The organism is Salinarimonas sp. (genome assembly GCF_040111675.1).
Taxonomy (GTDB): Bacteria; Pseudomonadota; Alphaproteobacteria; order Rhizobiales; family Beijerinckiaceae; genus Salinarimonas.
Map to the genome: position 1 here is coordinate 5,248,314 of NZ_CP157794.1, position 17,101 is coordinate 5,265,414.

The following is a 17,101-nucleotide window of genomic DNA, read 5'->3' on the forward strand; positions in this document are numbered from 1 at the left end:
CGCGCGAGGCCTGTCAACGCGCGGGCGTTTCGGGAAAGGCTGTCGCTGCGCGAGGGCCGGACCCGCGTCGACCCGGCCCGCCTGCCGGCTCAGCCCTTGGTCAGCGCCGCGATCGCGGCGCGCAGCCCGTCGGCGAGCTCCGGATCCTCCAGCCCGTAGGCGAGGTTCGCCACCAGGAACCCGAGCTTCGAGCCGGTGTCGTGGGTCGTGCCGTCGTAGCGCATGCCGTGGAAGTCCTGGCGGCCCATCAGCGTCTTCATCGCGTCGGTGAGCTGGATCTCGCCGCCCGCGCCCGTCTCCTGCGTCTCCAGGATCTCGAAGATCTCGGGCTGGAGGATGTAGCGGCCGGAGATCATCAGGTTCGAGGGCGCGTCCTCCACCTTCGGCTTCTCCACCATGCCGGCGATCTCGAAGGTCCGGCCGTAATCCTGCTTCACCGAGAGGATGCCGTACTTGGAGGTCTCCTCCATCGGCACCTCCTCGGCGGCGATGATGTTGCCGCCGTGGCGCTCGTAGGCCTCGAGCATCTGCGTCATGCAGCCCTTGGAGAGCATGTCTGGCAGGATCACCGCGAAGGGCTCGTCGCCGACGATCTCGCGGGCGCACCAGACGGCGTGGCCGAGCCCGAGCGGGGCCTGCTGGCGGGTGAAGCTCGTCGCGCCGGCCTTCGGCAGGTCGGCCTTCAGGCCGTCCAGCGCCGGCTTCTTGCCGCGGGCCTCCAGCGTCGCCTCCAGCTCGTAGGCGATGTCGAAATGGTCCTCGATGGCGCTCTTGTTGCGGCCGGTGACGAAGACGAAGTGCTCGATGCCCGCCGCGCGCGCCTCGTCGACGACGTGCTGCACCACGGGCCGGTCGACCACCGTCAGCATCTCCTTGGGGACGGCCTTGGTCGCGGGCAGGAACCGCGTGCCGAGACCGGCGACGGGCAGGACGGCCTTACGGATGCGCTTCATGGCGTCGGATACCTCGCAATTCGTCTGTCTTCGGTCCGTGTCTCGGGCGGCCGAGGGGCGGCCGTCCGAGCTCGGGCGTAACGGCGAGGGGTCGGCGGGGGTTGCGCGCCGCGCCGGCTCGCCGGCGCGACGACAATGCCTCAGCCCCGAGCGGGACGCAAAGGCGCGGCGTCACGGCTCGGCGCCGCCGGCACCGCGAGCCCGACCTTGGCGCGCCGCATCACGACCGAGGTGGTGAAGCGACGCACGTTGCCGCCCTCGAAGAACAGCCGCTGCGTCATGGCCTCGTAGTCCGCCATGTCCCGCGCCGTGCACACGAGGCAGAAATCGGCCGCGCCGGTGACGTAGTAGCATTGCTGCACCAGCGGCTCGCGCAGGGCCGCGCGCTGGAAGGCGTCGAGCTTGTCGGCGCGCTCGTCCTCCATCTCGACCATGACGACGAGCGTGAGCGGGCGGCCCACCTTGGCGGGGTCGACCAGGCCGACCTCGCCGACGAGGACGCGCCCCTCGCGCAGGCGCCTGAGCCGCCGCTGCACCGAGGCGGGGGAGAGGCCGGTGCGCTCGGCGAGGACGTCGATGCGCACGCGCGCGTTCTCCTGGAGCGCCTCGAGGATGATCGCGTCGCTCGGGGAGATGGGCATGGTGCGGGTCCTGCATCATAATAGGTGGCGTTCGTGCGCCGCTACGATCGGCTTCCGTCAGGAGTCGACACACGGCGATCGGGTTTCTGCCCTACTCTGAGGACATGATGCAAGCCTCCTTCCCACCGGACGTTACCGTGCCGCTGAGCCTGCTCGCGGCCTGCCCGGCCTACGGGCCGACGCCGTTGCGCCGGCTCGCGGGCCGGGCCGGCCCCGCGGCCATGGCCAAGGACGAGACCGGCCGGATGGGGCTCGGATCCTTCAAGGCTCTCGGCGGCGTCTACGCCGTCTTCCGCATCCTGGCCGACGGCGCCGGCCTGCCGGCGCACGCGGAGACCGCGACCGCGCCGGCGTTCCGGCGGCACGCGGCGGAGACCACCTTCGTCTGCGCCTCCGCGGGCAATCACGGCCTCTCGGTCGCCGCCGGGGCCGCCCTGTTCGGCGCGGCCGCGCGCGTCCACCTCGCGGCGACCGTGCCCGAGAGCTTCGCGGCGCGCCTGCGCGCGAAGGGGGCCGCCGTCGTCCGCTCCGGGGAGACCTACGAGGAGAGCGTCGCGGCCGCGATCGCGGACGAGGCGGAGACGGGGGCCGTCCACCTCGCCGACGGCTCCTGGCCCGGCTACGTCGAGCGGCCGGCTCTGGTGATGGAGGGCTATTCCGTCATGGCCGAGGAGCTGCGCGTCGCCTTCGCGGCGTCCGGCGTCTGGCCGACGCACGTGTTCCTTCAGGCCGGGGTCGGGGGCATGGCCGCCGCGGTCGCCGACGCCGTTCGGCGACGCTGGGCCGTCCAGCCGGAGATCGTGGTCGTCGAGCCCCGGGCCGCGGCCTGCCTCACGGCCAGCGCCGCGGCGGGCCGGCCGGTCCGCGCCGAGGGCCCGGTCTCGTGCATGGGGCGCCTCGACTGCAAGGAGCCGTCGATCCTCGCAGTGGACCTGCTGCGCCAGGCCGGCGTGCGCTATGCCCAGGTCGACGACGCGGCGGCCGAGGCCGCCTGCGCCGCGCTCGAGGCGCTGGACGTGCGCACGACGCCCTCCGGCGCGGCCGGCTACGCCGGACTGCTCGCGCGCGATCTGCCCGGCGCGGCGCGCGCCCTCGTCGTCGTCAGCGAAGGACGCGCGTGATGACCTCCGACGCCCCGCCGCCTCCGAGCGCCGCCATGCGCCCCGCCACACCCGCCGCGACGCTGCCGATCCTGCGCTTCGGCGATCCGCGCCTTGAGCGCGTCTGCGCCCCCGTTCCCCTGGACGCGGACCCGGCCCTCCTCGCCGCGCAGGCAGAGGCGATGCTCGCGACGATCCACGCCTTTCGCGCGCGGCACGGCTGGGGCCGCGCCATCGCCGCGCCCCAGGTCGGGATCCTGTCGCGGATCGTGGCGCTCGCCATCGACGGCGTCGAGACCGTGATGCTCGATCCCGAGATCGTCTGGCGCAGCGACGCGCGCCGCGAGCTCTGGGACGACTGCATGAGCCTGCCCGAGATCGCGGTGCGCGTGCTGCGCCGCGCTTCGGTGACCGTGCGCTATCGCGACCTGTCCGGCCGGGAAGCCGCCTTCGAGCGCGCCTCGCCCGACCTGTCCGAGCTGCTCCAGCACGAGCTCGACCATCTCGACGGCGTGCTGATGACCCGCCGCATGTCGCCCGGGACGCCGATCGTCGCGCACGAGAACCGCGCGCTCGCGCTCGCGCCGTCCCCCCACCCCGAGGAGTGATCGAGCCGTGACCATGCAGACCCGCCAGTTCATCGTCGACGTCCCCGGCGTGCCTCCTTCGCCGTCCCCGATCTCCAACGCCGTGGTGGTGGCGAACACCTGCTGGATCTCGGGGCAGCTCGCCGTCTACGACGACGGCTACCGGCCCGGAACGGCGCGCGAGGAGGCGGCGCGCGCCTTCGATCTCGTCTTCCGCATCGCCGCGCAGGCGGGTTTCGGGCGCGAGGACATCGTCTACGTCGACATCGCCTTCGCCGATCTGGACGATCTCAAGGAGGTGAACGTGCTCTACGGGGAGCTGTTCGCGGCGCGCCCGGCCCGCACCGTCTACCAGGCCGCCCGGCTGCCCTTCGGCGCGAAGGTCAAGGTCCAGGCCATCGCCGCGCGGGAGGCGCCATGAGCGCCACCGCCGGAGGCGCCGGTCCGCCGACGGGCGGCCCGGACCCGCGCGAGGCGCGCTGGGCGCGCCTGCAGGCGGCCATGCACGCCGCCCGGCTCGACGCTCTCCTGGTGAGCAACATCGCGAATTTTCGGTACCTGACCGGCCATGCGCCGCCGATCGCGGTCGCGCCCACGCGGCCGTGGTACGCGGTCCTGCCTCTCGCCGGCGCGCCGATCGCGATCGTCCCGGATCTCGGGCGCGCGGACTTCCAGCTGGACGGTCGCTGCGCCCGGCTCGAATCCTGGCCGAGCCCGGCGATCGGACGGCCGGAGGGCGTCGACCTCGTCGCGGCGGCGATCCGCGGCCTGCCGCGTCGCTTCGGGCGCGTCGGCGCCGAGCTCGGCCCCGAGACGCGGCTCGGCACGACGAGCGACGACATGCGCGTGCTCGTCTGCGCCCTCGCCGGCATGGAGATCGTCGACGCGGCCCGGCTGATCTGGGACGTCCGCGCGGCCAAGGACGCCGACGAGATCGCCCGGATCTCGGCGGCCGCGGCGGCGGCGCAGGCCGCCTACGACGGGCTTCCCGACCTCCTCGCGGAGCCGGCAGCCCGGACGGAGCGGGGGCTGCACCGCCGCTTCCAGCAGGCCTGCCTCGCGGCGGGGGCGGACGCGGTCCCCTATCTCGCGATCGGCAGCGGCCCCGGCGGCTACGACAGTCTCACCCGTGGCCCGATCGACCGTGCGCTGGGCCCCGGCGACGTCGTCGGCCTCGACACGGGGGTCGTGTCGGGCGGCGCGTGGAGCGACTTCAACCGCAACGTCGCGATCGGCGCGGCCTCCGACGCGGTCCGCGCCCTGCACCGGCGCCTGCATCGCGCGACCGAGGCCGGCATGGCCGCCCTGCGGCCCGGGACCCGGGCCTGCGACGTGTGGCGCGCCGTCGCCGCGGCCCTCGAGGTCCCGGCGAGCGCGATCGGCCGCTTCGGTCACGGCGTCGGGCTGGACTACACCGAGCCGCCGTCGATCCATCCCGACGACGAGACGCCGCTACGCGCCGGGATGGTCGTCGCGGTGGAGCCGAGCCTCGGCTTCACCCGCCCGGACGGCCGCCCGGCGCTGCTCGTTCTCGAGGAGCTGTGCCTGATCGAGCCCAACGGGGCGCGGCTCCTGTCCCGGCGCGAGGAGGCCGAGATCGTCGTCGTCTCGTGATCCGCCGGGGCGGGGCCTTAAGCGCATCTTCACCATGATCTGGTCGCTTTGTGCCGACTTGGTTAAGATGCCTTCCCGAAAGCGACCCCCGTCATGCCGAAGACCGCCCGCGCCCGTCGTCTCTCACCCGCAGCCGCGGCCCTCGTCGCGGCGCTGCTTCCGCTCGGCGGCTGCGCCATGGCCGGCGCCGAGAGCGGGGTCGGCGAGACGATCGGGGTGTCGACCGCGAGCCTGAGCCAGGCCGCCCCCCGGGAGGGCGTGCCGCAGGTCGACTTCGGGTCCTACGTCGAGAGCCTCTGGCCGAAGGCGCAGGCGCGCGGCGTCTCGCGCGCCACCTTCGACACGGCGTTCCGTGGCGTGAGCCCCAACCCGCGCATCATCGAGCTCACCCGCCGCCAGTCGGAGTTCACCCGGCCGATCTGGGAATACCTCGACAACGCCGTCGGCGCCGAGCGCGTGCGGCTGGGCGAACGCGCCCGGGCGCAATACGCCTCGGTGCTCTCCTCGGTCGAGCGCGCCTACGGCGTGCCGCAGGCGATCGTGCTCGGCGTCTGGGGCATGGAGACCAATTTCGGCGGCTTCACCGGCGACATGGACGTGATCCGCTCGCTGGCGACGCTCGCCCATGTCCGCCATCGCGGCGACTTCTTCGAGACCGAGCTCCTCACCGCGCTCGAGATCCTTCAGGAAGGCAAGATCGGCCGCGACGCCCTGAAGGGCTCCTGGGCCGGCGCCATGGGCCACACCCAGTTCATGCCGACGAGCTACATGCGCTATGCGGTGGACGGCGACGGCGACGGCCGGCGCGACATCTGGCGCTCGATCCCCGACGCGCTCGCCTCCACCGCCAATTACCTGCGCGAGCACGGCTGGCGCCCGGGCGAGGTCTGGGGGCTGGAGGTGGTGCTGCCGCAGGGCTTCGACTACGCCCAGCGCCGGATGCCGCTCTCGGCCTGGGCCGCCGCGGGCGTGCGCCCGGCGGCCGGAGGCGCGCTGCCGGCCGGCGGCGAGGCGAGCCTGTTCCTGCCCGCCGGCGCACGCGGGCCGGCCTTCCTCGTCACCGGCAATTACGACACGATCAAGGACTACAACTCCTCCGACAGCTACGCCATGGGCGTGGCGCTGCTCGGCCAGCGCCTCACCGGCGGCGGCGGCGTGCGCGGCGAATGGCCGCGGAGCGAGCGCATGCTCGACACCGCCGAGCGCAAGGAGCTGCAGACGCGTCTCGCCGGTCTCGGCCTCTACGACGGCACGGTGGACGGCAAGATCGGCTCGATGACGCGCGAGGCGGTGCGCCGTTTCCAGCTCTCGCGCGGGCTCACGCCGGACGGCTATGCCGACGTCGCCGTCCTGCAGGCGCTGAGAGGACGCTGAGCCGGGGATGATCCGGGCCGGGGAGGGCCCATATCGGGGTGATGATCGCACGACTCTCGACCAGATCCCTCCTCTCCGCGCTCGCGGCCGCCCTGCTCGCGCTCGCGCCGGTCGCGGCGTCGGCGCAGGATACGGGCGAGGCCCGGCAGATCTGGCTCGAGATCTTCACGGCGCCCACACCCCAGCAACAACCGGAAGCGAGCCCGCAGCGCCAGCGCCAGCGCCGGACGACGCGTCCCGCAGCCCCGGCGGCGGCGGATCCGGCGCCGTCGGCGCAGATCGCCGAGCCCGCCGGCCCGGTCGAGGTGACGACGCGCATCGTCGTCTTCGGCGATTCGCTCGCCACCAATCTCGGCGACGGGCTCGCGGCCGTCCTCGAGGACCAGCCGCAGGTCGAGGTCGTCACCCGCTCCCGCGGCTCCTCGGGCCTCGTGCGCGACGACTATCACGATTGGGAGGCCGCGATCGAGCCGTTCCTGGCCGGCGAGGACCCCTTCGACATCGGCGTGGTCATGGTGGGCCTCAACGATCGGCAGGATCTCGTCGTCGACGGTGAGCGGCTCGACCGTCTCACCGATCCGTGGAAGGAGGCCTACGCCGCGCGCGTCGACGCCATCCTCGCACGCTTCGATGCGGCAGACGTCCCGCTCGTCTGGGTGGGGCTGCCGCCGATGAGCTCGTCGCGGCTCTCCACCGACCTGCAAGCCCTCAACGAGATCGTGCGCAACCGCGTGCAGCGCGCCGATGGGATCTTCGTCGACATCTGGCAGGGCTTCGTCGACGACGACAACCGCTACGCCCCGAACGGGCCGACGCTCGAGGGCCAGATCGGCCGCCTGCGCGCCGGCGACGGCATCCACTTCACGCCGCCGGGCGCGCGCAAGGCGGCCCATTTCGCCGATGTGGAGATTCGCCGCCTGATCGGCCGCGGCCCGGCGGAGGTCGCGCCGGCCCTGCCCGTCGGCGCCGACCTGCTCGCCGACGAGGCGGTGGACCTCGAGGACCTCACGGTCGACGAGATCGTGGCGCGGCTCACCGGCATCGGGCTGTCGCGAGAGGCGGATCCCGGCGGCGACGGGATTTCGGGTCCTGTGTCTCCGGCGCCCGTGGTCGGCCCGGTCCTGCCCCTCACCGGCGTCGAGCGGACGCCGGGCGCGGCGCTCGCCCGCGAGCGCCCGCCCACGGACCGCGCGACCCGGCTCCTGAACGAGCGCGTTCTCGCCGACGGCGTGGCCCCGCCCCCCGTTCCCGGGCGGGCGGACGACTTCACATGGCCACGCGAGACTCCCCCGCAGCCCTGACTGCGCGCGGGTGTTGCATTGCATTTAGCGTTTCTTAGCGGGCGTGGCGTAGGGTCTCGGCATGAGCACTGCGACCCACCACGTCGACGAGCACCGCGGCGCGCCGCGCCGGCGCACGCTGATGTCCGCGCAGATCCGCTATTCCGGCGGCGCGGTGACGGCGGATTGCGTCGTGCGCAACATTTCCGACACGGGCGCGAAGATCGACGTCTCGGCGGGCATCGTCCTGCCCGAGCGATTCGATCTCGTGATCCCGCAGAAGAACGTGGTGCATGCCTGCGAGCTGCGCTGGCGCCGCGCCGCCGAGGCGGGCGTCGCCTTCCTGGACGCGACCGGCCAGGCCGGCGCGACCGGGGCGCCGGCCGCCCTGACGCCGCGCACCACGCCGACCGAGGATGCGCTGAAGGCCCGGATTCGGCAGCTCGAGGAGGAGAACGCCCGGCTGCGCGGCCGCATCGTCGAGCTCGGCGGGGCCTGAGCGGCAGGCTCCACCATCCTCGCACAAGCTCCCGGCCCCATCCTGCGTGACGGATCACGCATCACGGGGCGCATCAGCCATGGCGAAAGCGATCGCGGCCGCGGGGCCGTCGAACACTCGGGGGCTGCGCGACATCGGCTTCGCGCTCGGCATCGTCGTCATCCTGACGATCCTCTTCCTGCCGATCCCCGCCTTCCTGATCGACATGGGACTCGCGCTCTCCATCGCGCTCTCGGTGCTGATCCTGATGGTGGCGCTGTGGATCCAGAAGCCGCTCGAGTTCTCGGCCTTCCCCACCGTGCTCCTCATCGCCACCATGCTGCGGCTGTCGCTCAACATCGCGACGACGCGGATGATCCTCTCCGATGGCGACCAGGGCGGCGCGGCGGCGGGCTACATCATCGACGGCTTCTCGCGCCTCGTGATGTCGGGCGACTTCGTCATCGGCCTCGTGATCTTCTTCATCCTGGTGACGGTGAACTTCGTCGTCATCACCAAGGGCGCGACCCGCATCGCCGAGGTCGGCGCGCGATTCACCCTCGACGCCATCCCCGGCAAGCAGATGGCCATCGACGCCGACCTCTCGGCCGGGCTGATCGACGACAAGGAGGCGCAGCGCCGCCGGCGCGAGCTCGAGGAGGAATCGTCCTTCTTCGGCGCCATGGACGGCGCCTCCAAGTTCGTGCGCGGCGACGCCATCGCCGGGCTGATCATCACCGCCATCAACCTGTTCGGCGGCATCGTCATCGGCACGACCCGCCACGGCATGGAGCTCGGGGACGCCGCGGACGCCTTCGTCAAGCTGTCGGTCGGCGACGGCCTCGTCACCCAGATCCCGGCGCTGATCGTCTCGCTCGCCGCGGGCCTCCTCGTGTCGAAGGGCGGCACCCGCGGCTCGGCCGAGGAGACGGTGACCACCCAGCTCTCGGGCTATCCGCGTGCGCTCGTCGTCGCCGGCGGCGTCATGCTGCTGCTCGCCGTGACGCCGGGGCTGCCGTTCTTCCCCCTGATGCTGCTGGCCCTCGTTCTGGCCTTCGGCGCCTGGGCCATCCCGCGCAGGATCAAGGCCGAGGCGGTCGAGCGCGAGATGCTGAAGCTCGAGGAGGAGGCGCGCGTCGAGGAGGAGCAGAAGGATTCGGTGAAGGAGCAGCTGCGCACGCCCGAGATCGAGCTCGTGCTCGGCAAGCAGCTCTCGGCCGAGCTGCTCACCGCCCACGGCGAATTGGCGCACCGCGTCTCCAAGATGCGCCGCAAGTTCGCCAAGCAGTACGGCTTCGTCGTCCCCGAGATCAAGCTGACCGACTCGCTCACCCTCCCGCGCAAGGGCTACGAGATCAAGATCCACGGCACCACCATCGCCGCGAGCGACTTGCGCATCGGCGAGGTGATGGTCATCACGTCGGGCGGCAAGCCGGACGTGCCCGGCGACGAGGCGCGCGAGCCCGCCTTCGGCATGCCCGCCATGTGGATCGCCGAGAGCTACGCGGCCGAGGCCAAGCGCGAGGGCTTCCCGCCCATCGACAACCTCTCGGTCCTGCTCACCCACCTCTCCGAGGTGATCCGCAACAACCTGCCGCAGCTCCTCTCCTACAAGGACATGCGCGCGCTGATCGACCGGCTGGACCCCGAGTACAAGCGCCTCATCGACGACATCGTGCCCTCGCAGATCTCCTATTCGGGGCTGCAGGGCGTGCTCAAGCTGCTGCTCGCCGAGCGCGTCTCGATCCGCAACCTCAACCTCATCCTCGAGGCCATCGCCGAGATCGCGCCGCACGTGCGCCGCTCCGAGCAGGTGGTCGAGCACGTGCGCATGCGCATGGCCCAGCAGATCTGCGGCGACCTCACCGAGGGCGGCTCCCTGCGGGTGCTGCGGCTCGGCAATCGCTGGGATCTCGCCTTCCACCAGTCGGTCAAGCGCGACGCCAAGGGGGAGGTCGCCGAGTTCGACATCGATCCGCGCCTGCTCGAGGAGTTCGGCCAGGCCGCCTCCGCCGCGATCAAGCAGCGCCTCGAGCAGGGCCGGCCCTTCGCGATCGTCACCGCGCCGGACGCGCGGCCCTACGTGCGCATGGTGATCGAGCGGCTGTTCCCGACCCTGCCGGTTCTCAGCCACGTCGAGATCCCCCGCGGCGTCGATATCGAGAGCCTGGGGACGATCGGGTGAGCCTGCTCTCTCCGGACCTGATCCTTTCGGTGTTCCTGGTGTTCTGCCGCATCGGGGCGTGCCTGATGCTGATGCCGGGCTTCGCCTCGCTGCGCGTGCCGACGCAGGTGCGGCTCTTCGTGGTGCTCGGCGCCACCTTCGCGCTGGCGCCGGTGGTGACGCCGACGATCCTGCCCGTGGTCGCGAACGCCTCGAATCCCGGGCTCCTGGCGCTCGTCCTCACCGAGATATTGATCGGGGCGCAGATCGGCGTGATCGGACGCATCTTCTATCTCGCCCTCCAGACCATGGCGCACGCCAGCACCATGCTGATCGGCTTCGCGCCCATGCCGGGCGCCGTGATCGACGAGATGGAGCCGATCCCGCCGCTCTCCTCGCTGGTGATGCTCTCGGCCACCGCGCTCCTGTTCATCACCAACCTGCATTGGGAGATCTTCCGCGGTCTCGTGATCTCCTACGAGACGATCCCGCTGCTGACCGGCTTCGACCCGCGGCTCGCCCTCGTCGGCCTCTCCGATCGGATCGGGGAAGCCTTCCTCCTGGCGCTGCGGATCGCGAGCCCGTTCGTGGTCTTCGCCTTCCTCGCGAATTTCGCGCTCGGGGTGATGAACAAGCTCGCCCAGCAGATCCCGATCTACTTCGTCGCCCTGCCGGCGGTGCTCTTCGCCGGGCTGATCGTGTTCTACTTCCTCGCCGGCGAGTTCCTGGCCCTCTTCGTCGCCGGCTTCGCGGACTGGCTGAGGACGGGGTGACGGGGATGGCGACAGGCACGTCCGTCATCCCCGGCGGAAACGCCGCCAGGCGTTTCCGGGAAGGGGACCCAGCGCAAGACAGTGCGCCGAAGGCGCGCCTTCGCCGCCGACCAGGCGGCTGGACGCCGCCGAGCGCCGGGGCTTCGCCCCGAAGATGTCGTGCTGGGTCCCCTTCCCCTCCGGTCGCTTCGCGACTTCCGGCCGGGGATGACACCGCACCTGCGCCACCGAAGGCCGCGCCATGACCGACGCCCGCGCGCGCGCGAAAGCGCTCTCCCGCATCGCCGCCGTGCAGGCGCAGAAGCGCCGGCTGGAGGAGTGGAAGCTCGCCGATTTCCATCGGCGCGCCCGCGCCGTCGCGGAGGCCGAGGCGCAGACGCTCGCGGCCATGGGCGAGGGCTCGGCCCTGCACGGGCTCTTCGTGGCCCAGGCGGCGAAGCGGCTGGACAGCCTCGGGCGCCAGCGACGCAGCCTGGAGGGAGCGATCGAACGCCAGGGCGAGGCCGTGCGCGCGGAGGCGCGCCGCGAGAAGGCCGCCGAGGCGCTTCTCGCCGACGCGGCGCGCCGCGCCGAGGAGGAGCGCCGCCGCCGCGCGGATCTCGAGATCCTCGAGGCCATGCTCGCCCGCGACGCCGCCGAGCCCGGCCCGCTCTAGGCGCAAGCCTGGCGTAAGCGCCTCGCGCTAGCCTCCTCGCCGATGATCCGCAGTTGACCCGTTGGGCCGAGGAGGACCAGAGCCGTGACGATCAGCCCGCCCTCAGACATCGTTCTCGAGGTGGCCCGCGCCGCCGACCCGACGAAGCTCGCCGCCGCCACCGAGCGGCTGCGCGAGATCGCCGAGTCGCGCGGCCGCGACACGGACGGCTTCGGCGCCGCCGTGGCCGAGGTCTCGGCCCCGCCGGCCGCCCCGGCGGCCCCGCTGCCGCCCTTCGATCCGGACCGGGCGCGGGTGCGGCTCGCCAATCTCGAGACGGTCGGCGCCCCGCCGCCGCGCCCGATCGGCGTCGGGCCGGATCTTCCCGCGGCGGAGCTTCCCGCGGCGCGCCCCGCGCCGGCGCAGGACAGCCCCGCCGTCCAGTTCGAGGCGCAGCTCCTCGGCCAGGTGGTCGAGACCCTGATGCCGGACGCGCCGGCGCTCTACGGCGACGGCTCCGCCGGCTCGATCTGGAAGGGCTTCCTCGCCCAGGAGATCGGCGCCGAGCTCGCCCGCGCCGGCGGGATCGGCGTCGCCCAGGCCGTGGCCGCGGCCCATCCCCAGCTCGACCAGGTGAACGCCGCCAAGGCGACGCTGTGGCCGGAGCACGCCTCGCAGGCCGCCGCCGAGGACGCCCGCGGCGGCTACTTCACCGGCTTCTACCGCATCTGACGCAAGGACGATCATGACCGAATTCGCCACCGACCTCGATCCGTCAGACGCGCCCGCGCCGGACGCGCCGCCGACGACCGCCCTCGTCGCGCTCCCCGAGCCCGCCCCGCTGAACCCGGCCTATGGCGACGCGAGCGCGATGATCGCCGCCATCGACCGGCTGGAGGGCGTGCTCGCGCACGAGACGGCCGCGCTCGGGCGCCTCTCCACCGCCGAGCTGAAGGAGCTCAACCGCCGCAAGAGCCTGTGCCTGCTCGAGTTCACCCGCGCCGCGCGGCCGCTCGCCGAGCAGACCGTGTCCGAGGCGCTCCGCCTTAGGCTCGAGCGCCTGCGCGGGGCGATCGCGCGCAACCAGGCCGTCGTCACCACGCATCTGGAGGCCGTGCGCGAGATCGCCGGCACCATCGCCGGGGCCATCGAGGCGCGCGATCACGACGGCACCTATACCGCGGGCGCCCGCATCCGGAGCGCCGCGCGATGACCCGCCTGCTCGTCGCGGGCCTGTGGCTGTGCGCCATCGTGTTCGTGTCCTCGCACCTGACGGCGGACTGGCGCGCGCAGCGCCTCGCCGAGGCGTCTGCCGAGCCGACCTATTTTCGCGGGGTCTCCTACGAGAAGACCCGGCCGATCTCCGTGCCGATCCTGCGCGAGGGCGCCATCACCGGCTACGTGATGGCGCAGTTCGTCTATACGATCGATTCCGAGGACCTGCGCACCCTGCGCGTGCCGCCGGAGAGCTTCATCCTCGACGAGACCTTCCAGCGCCTGTTCGCCGACGAGAGCATCGATTTCGCGAACCTGCGCGCCTTCGACATGCGCGCCTTCCTGGGCGAGCTGACCGGGGCGGTGAACGCCCGCATCGGCCAGGACGTGGTGCGCGAGCTGATGGTGGAGGAATTCAATTTCGTCAGCCCGGAGCAGGTCCGCGAGGGCTGATCCCGGCGTCCCCGAGTGCCGAGCCCGGGCCGTCACCAGCCCGGGCTTCGTCGTATTCGACTCGAATTATCCGCGCTTGCGGGCAGCCTAACAGAGTGTTTCTCGCACCCGTGAATCGCCGCTAAATTGAATTCATCTTTGATCTTTACGGGGTAAGAGCCCCTTGACTTTATTAATGATTGCCTTCCGCGATCATGGACTTAGCCGTTGCTCCCAGGCTGCTACGGACATACCCATAGATGTACCGTGAAACGGGGGTGCTAACCGTGTACATCATCGTCGACGAACGAGAGCTGGTCACGACCGGCTATCGATCCGGCTTCGACCGCGAAGGCGTGTCGGCCGTCGGGTTCGGGCCGGAGGACTTCAACGAGTGGATTTCGGGCGCGGCCGAGGAGGATCTCGGCGCCGTCGAGGCCATCCTCATCGGGGATTGCCGCGAGCGCGAGACCCTGCCGCGGATGGTCAAGAGCCGCTGCCGGGCGCCCGTGATCGCCATGAACGACACCCATTGCCTCGAGCAGACGCTCGGGCTCTTCGCCGCCGGCGTCGACGACGTCGTGCGCAAGCCGGTGCACGTGAAGGAGATCATGGCCCGGGTCGGGGCCTTCAACCGCCGCGTCGTCGTGCGCGCGCCGGAGCCCGAGGCCGCCAGGGGCGAGCACGACATGCAGGTCTTCTTCGACGGCCGCGACCCGATCGTCGCCGGCGAGGTGCTGACCCTGCCCCGGCGCGAGCGCCGGATCCTCGAGTACCTCTTCAAGAACAAGGGCAAGCGCGTCCAGCGCGAGCAGATCTTCTCGGCCGTCTACGGCGTCTTCAACGAGAACGTCGACGAGGCCGTGGTGGAGAGCCACATCTCGAAGCTGCGCAAGAAGCTGCGCGGTCGGCTGGGCTACGACCCGATCGATTCCAAGCGCTACCTCGGCTACATGTTCGCCTGACCGTTTTTTCACGACACCCACGGCCGTTCGGGCCGGTTGCCTTTCATCCATCGCATTTCGCATCACGGACTGGTCTCAGCGCTCACGCGCATCCCGGGACGACGTTCCCGAGCCGCAGATCTCATCGACCGCGCATCGCGTCCCCTTCGGGGACTCCCGGCAGCTCCGCGACGAAGCAGGCCCCATTGCCCTCCGCCCGCGTATAGAGCGCCTCCCCCCCGTGCCGCCGCGCGATCTGGCGCACCAGCGACAATCCCAGACCCCAGCCGCCCGCCGCCTCCGAGCGGCCCGCGGGACGGTAGAAGGCCTCGAACACCCGCTCGGCCTCACCGTCCGGCAGGCCCGGCCCGTGATCGCGAACCCGGATCGTCGCGCCGCCGCCGGCGCGCGGCGCGACCTCGGCCTCGATCGGCGGGGCGCCGTGGCGGGCGGCGTTCTGAAAGAGATTGCGCACGAGCCGGCGCAGGAGACGGGGATCGCCGATCAATTCGGCCGGCGCCCCCGTCACGGCCGCATCGACCGCCGCGCCCTCCTCCGCCGCCAGCGCCAGGAGATCCACGGGCTCCGTCCGGTCGAGCCCGCCGACATGGTCGAGCCGGCTCGCGAGCAGGATCTCCTCCACCAGCGCGTCGAGCTCGCCGAGGCTCGTCACGATCTCGCGCTTGAGGTCCGGCCGCGGCGCCGCCTCGTAGAGGTCGATCGCCATGCGCAGGCGCGCCAGCGGCGAGCGCAGCTCGTGGCTGGCGTTGGCGAGGAGGGAGGCGTGCGCGCGCACGAGGCGCTCGACCGTCTCGGCCGCCGCGTCGAAGCTCTTCGCCACGGCCGCGACCTCGTCGGCGCCGGAAAGCCCGACGCGGGCGGAAAGGTCGCCTGCGCCCCAGGCCTCGACGCCGCTCCGCAGCCGCTCCAGACGGCGGGTCAGGTGGCGCACCACGGGATAGGCCACGAGCGCGATCAGGATCGCGACGATCGCGATGGGGACCAGCGGGTTGCGGTCGTCGTCGTGAGGATCGCCGTCGGGATCGTCGCGGCCGAAGCGGGCGTGGACCACGCGGCCGTCGGGCAGGGTGAAGACGAAGGCGCGCCGCTGGCCCGGAAGGCGCGGATCGCCGGCGAGGATGCGCCCGTCGGGGCCGACGAGGGCGAGATCGGCGCCGAGCGCGCCGGCGAGCCGTTCCAGCGTCGGGCCCGGATTCTCCGCGGGCAGCGTGCGCGCGAAGAAGGTGCGCCCGCGCTCGGCCCAGGGGCCCGCCTCGTTGGCGTTGGCGATGCGGAACACGACGGCGACCGCGATCGCGACGATCACCACCGCGGCGACGACGGTGAGGTAGATCTTCCAGAACAGGCTCAGGCCCCGGGGCAGGCGGACGCGGGGGGCCATCAGGCGCCCTCGTCCTGCACGCGGGCGAAGACGTAGCCCGCCCCGCGCACGGTGATGATCCGGCGCGGATGCTTCGGGTCGTCCTCGATGGCGGCGCGGATGCGCGAGACGTGGACGTCGATGGAGCGGTCGAAGGCCTCGAGCTCCGCCCCGCGGACGAGATCCATCAGCTGGTCGCGGGAGAGCACGCGGCCGGCGTTCTCGGCGAGCGCGACGAGAAGGTCGAACTGGTAGGAGGTGAGGCCGCGCTCCGTCCCGTCGACGCGCACCTGCCGCGCCCCGCGGTCGATCTCGAGCCGGCCGAAGCGCAGGGGCGCCGGGCCGGCGGGGGCGCCGATCCCGCCGCCGCGCCGGCGCAGCACGGCCTTGATCCGCGCGAGGAGCTCGCGCGGGTTGAAGGGCTTGGGCACGTAATCGTCGGCGCCGATCTCGAGCCCGACGATCCGGTCGAGCTCGTCGCCCTTGGCGGTGAGCATCACCACCGGCACGTCGGAGGCGGCGCGGATGCGCCGCAGGATCTCGAAGCCGTCGAGATCGGGCAGCATCACGTCGAGCACGACGACGGCGGGGGCCTTCCGGGCGAGAGCGGCGAGGCCGCCGGCGCCGGTGGCCTCGGCGCGGGCGGAAAAGCCGTTGCCGGCGAGATAGTCGCGCAGCATGCCCGACAGCCGGGTGTCGTCATCCACGATCAGCACCTCGTCGGGCATGTGCGCGTTGACCATGGGGTCTTCTCTCCTCGGCGGGTCGGCGCGCGCGGGCTCGCCGCGCGCGCCGGTCATCCTATCACCAGCGGCCCCAGCCGCGACGGTGCTCGCCCATCTCCTCGGCGAGCTCCGCCCGCTGCTCGGGCGTGAGCACGGCGGCGGCGTCGAGCATCGCCTCGAGGCCGCGGGCGGAGACCGCCTCCATCGTGGCGACCCGCTCGGCGCGCAGCGTCTCCGCCGCGGCGCGATCGAGCGTCTCGGCGCCGAGGATCTCGGCGAGCGCCTCGCGGGTGCCGCGGAACTCGCCGATCATCGGTGCGATGTCGGCCCGCGCCTCCTCGGCGATGGCCTTGACGCGCTCGATCTGCTCGGGGCTGGCGTCGACGTCCTCCAGCGTGCGCTCGAGCCGCCACTGCATGAACGCGGCCATGCGGCCGCCGTGCTCGCGCCCTTCTCCGAAGCGGGCCTCGTGCATCATGCCGCCCCGCGGGCCCTCGCCCGGGCCCGCGCTCATGGCGCCGTGCATCGGCCCCGCGCCCATCGCGGCGCGCTGGAGCATCGGGGCGGCGTCCTGCGCGGCGACGAGCCCGGCGCCGATCGCGCCCAGGCCCAGGACCGCGACGGTCCCGGCGAGGAGCGTGCGCGACAGGCGCGAGCGGGGGGTCTTCGGGGTCGGGGCGTCGGTCTCTTTGGTCATGGTGTCGTCTCCCGTGGGGGTCTGCAGCGTGTCGGCTGCGATGGAGAGACCATGGGGGAGCGACGTGAAGCGGAGTCGCGGGGTGTGTGAAGAAAGGTGAAGCCGCGCT

At 72.4% G+C, this 17,101-nt stretch carries 19 protein-coding genes; 14 read left to right on the forward strand and 5 right to left on the reverse strand.

Translation table 11 applies throughout. The features are described 5' to 3' along the window. Positions 1-89 precede the first annotated feature (89 nt). Together galU and ABL310_RS24420 are read right to left on the reverse strand one after the other, a co-directional pair. Positions 90-953 carry a UTP--glucose-1-phosphate uridylyltransferase GalU gene (gene galU, locus ABL310_RS24415; protein WP_349369588.1) on the reverse strand — a complete coding sequence of 288 codons (864 nt, stop codon included), beginning with the start codon at positions 951-953 and terminating at the stop codon, positions 90-92. A gap of 140 nt (positions 954-1,093) precedes the next feature. Continuing rightward, positions 1,094-1,594 (reverse strand): Lrp/AsnC family transcriptional regulator, encoded by a 501-nt coding sequence (locus tag ABL310_RS24420; protein WP_349369589.1) that lies wholly within the window; start codon positions 1,592-1,594, stop codon positions 1,094-1,096. A 137-nt stretch (positions 1,595-1,731) separates the two neighbouring features. Between ABL310_RS24420 and ABL310_RS24425 the strand changes: the two genes are divergently transcribed. The 14 genes from ABL310_RS24425 to ABL310_RS24490 all read left to right on the forward strand — a co-directional run bounded on the left by ABL310_RS24425 (position 1,732) and on the right by ABL310_RS24490 (position 14,210). Beyond that, complete coding sequence (locus tag ABL310_RS24425; RefSeq protein ID WP_349369590.1) at positions 1,732-2,715, forward strand: pyridoxal-phosphate dependent enzyme; 984 nt, start codon at positions 1,732-1,734, stop codon at positions 2,713-2,715. Beyond that, the gene (locus tag ABL310_RS24430; protein ID WP_349369591.1) at positions 2,715-3,302 is read left to right on the forward strand and encodes a peptide deformylase; all 588 of its coding nucleotides are present in this window, start codon (positions 2,715-2,717) and stop codon (positions 3,300-3,302) included. Before ABL310_RS24425 ends, ABL310_RS24430 begins: the two co-directional genes overlap by 1 nt. A 13-nt stretch (positions 3,303-3,315) precedes the next feature. Then, complete coding sequence (locus tag ABL310_RS24435; protein ID WP_349372121.1) at positions 3,316-3,702, forward strand: RidA family protein; 387 nt, start codon at positions 3,316-3,318, stop codon at positions 3,700-3,702. Beyond that, entirely contained in the window at positions 3,699-4,895 is a 1,197-nt protein-coding gene (locus ABL310_RS24440; RefSeq protein ID WP_349369592.1) for a M24 family metallopeptidase, read from the forward strand. Before ABL310_RS24435 ends, ABL310_RS24440 begins: the two co-directional genes overlap by 4 nt. 93 nt (positions 4,896-4,988) lie before the next feature. Beyond that, entirely contained in the window at positions 4,989-6,269 is a 1,281-nt protein-coding gene (locus ABL310_RS24445; RefSeq protein ID WP_349369593.1) for a lytic murein transglycosylase, read from the forward strand. A 41-nt stretch (positions 6,270-6,310) separates the two neighbouring features. After that, positions 6,311-7,570, forward strand: a complete 1,260-nt coding sequence (locus ABL310_RS24450) for an SGNH family hydrolase (protein ID WP_349372122.1) — start codon at positions 6,311-6,313, stop codon at positions 7,568-7,570. A 61-nt stretch (positions 7,571-7,631) separates the two neighbouring features. Continuing rightward, positions 7,632-8,048: a PilZ domain-containing protein gene (locus tag ABL310_RS24455; RefSeq protein ID WP_349369594.1), complete on the forward strand. Its 417-nt coding sequence runs from the start codon at positions 7,632-7,634 to the stop codon at positions 8,046-8,048. Positions 8,049-8,127: 79 nt separating this feature from the next. Then, entirely contained in the window at positions 8,128-10,212 is a 2,085-nt protein-coding gene (gene flhA, locus ABL310_RS24460; RefSeq protein ID WP_349369595.1) for a flagellar biosynthesis protein FlhA, read from the forward strand. Further along, complete coding sequence (locus ABL310_RS24465; RefSeq protein WP_349369596.1) at positions 10,209-10,964, forward strand: flagellar biosynthetic protein FliR; 756 nt, start codon at positions 10,209-10,211, stop codon at positions 10,962-10,964. Before flhA ends, ABL310_RS24465 begins: the two co-directional genes overlap by 4 nt. 241 nt (positions 10,965-11,205) lie before the next feature. Further along, positions 11,206-11,619 carry a hypothetical protein gene (locus ABL310_RS24470; protein WP_349369597.1) on the forward strand — a complete coding sequence of 138 codons (414 nt, stop codon included), beginning with the start codon at positions 11,206-11,208 and terminating at the stop codon, positions 11,617-11,619. 84 nt (positions 11,620-11,703) lie between these two features. After that, the gene (locus tag ABL310_RS24475; protein ID WP_349369598.1) at positions 11,704-12,330 is read left to right on the forward strand and encodes a rod-binding protein; all 627 of its coding nucleotides are present in this window, start codon (positions 11,704-11,706) and stop codon (positions 12,328-12,330) included. Positions 12,331-12,343: 13 nt separating this feature from the next. Further along, positions 12,344-12,811, forward strand: a complete 468-nt coding sequence (locus ABL310_RS24480; RefSeq protein ID WP_349369599.1) for a hypothetical protein — start codon at positions 12,344-12,346, stop codon at positions 12,809-12,811. Next, on the forward strand, positions 12,808-13,266 hold the full coding sequence (locus ABL310_RS24485; RefSeq protein WP_349369600.1) for a hypothetical protein: 459 nt from the start codon (positions 12,808-12,810) through the stop codon (positions 13,264-13,266). Before ABL310_RS24480 ends, ABL310_RS24485 begins: the two co-directional genes overlap by 4 nt. 266 nt (positions 13,267-13,532) lie before the next feature. Next, positions 13,533-14,210 (forward strand): response regulator transcription factor, encoded by a 678-nt coding sequence (locus ABL310_RS24490; RefSeq protein WP_349369601.1) that lies wholly within the window; start codon positions 13,533-13,535, stop codon positions 14,208-14,210. Between the two features lie 121 nt (positions 14,211-14,331). On the opposite strand, the gene ABL310_RS24495 is transcribed toward ABL310_RS24490, so the two are convergent. The 3 genes from ABL310_RS24495 to ABL310_RS24505 all read right to left on the reverse strand — a co-directional run bounded on the left by ABL310_RS24495 (position 14,332) and on the right by ABL310_RS24505 (position 16,992). Further along, positions 14,332-15,591, reverse strand: coding sequence for a HAMP domain-containing sensor histidine kinase (locus tag ABL310_RS24495; RefSeq protein WP_349369602.1), 1,260 nt, complete (start codon positions 15,589-15,591; stop codon positions 14,332-14,334). After that, positions 15,591-16,298, reverse strand: a complete 708-nt coding sequence (locus tag ABL310_RS24500; RefSeq protein ID WP_349372123.1) for a response regulator — start codon at positions 16,296-16,298, stop codon at positions 15,591-15,593. The genes ABL310_RS24495 and ABL310_RS24500 overlap by 1 nt, the downstream gene beginning before the upstream one ends. Before the next feature lie 76 nt (positions 16,299-16,374). Then, the gene (locus ABL310_RS24505) at positions 16,375-16,992 is read right to left on the reverse strand and encodes a Spy/CpxP family protein refolding chaperone (RefSeq protein WP_349369603.1); all 618 of its coding nucleotides are present in this window, start codon (positions 16,990-16,992) and stop codon (positions 16,375-16,377) included. Between the last annotated feature and the right edge of the window lie 109 nt (positions 16,993-17,101).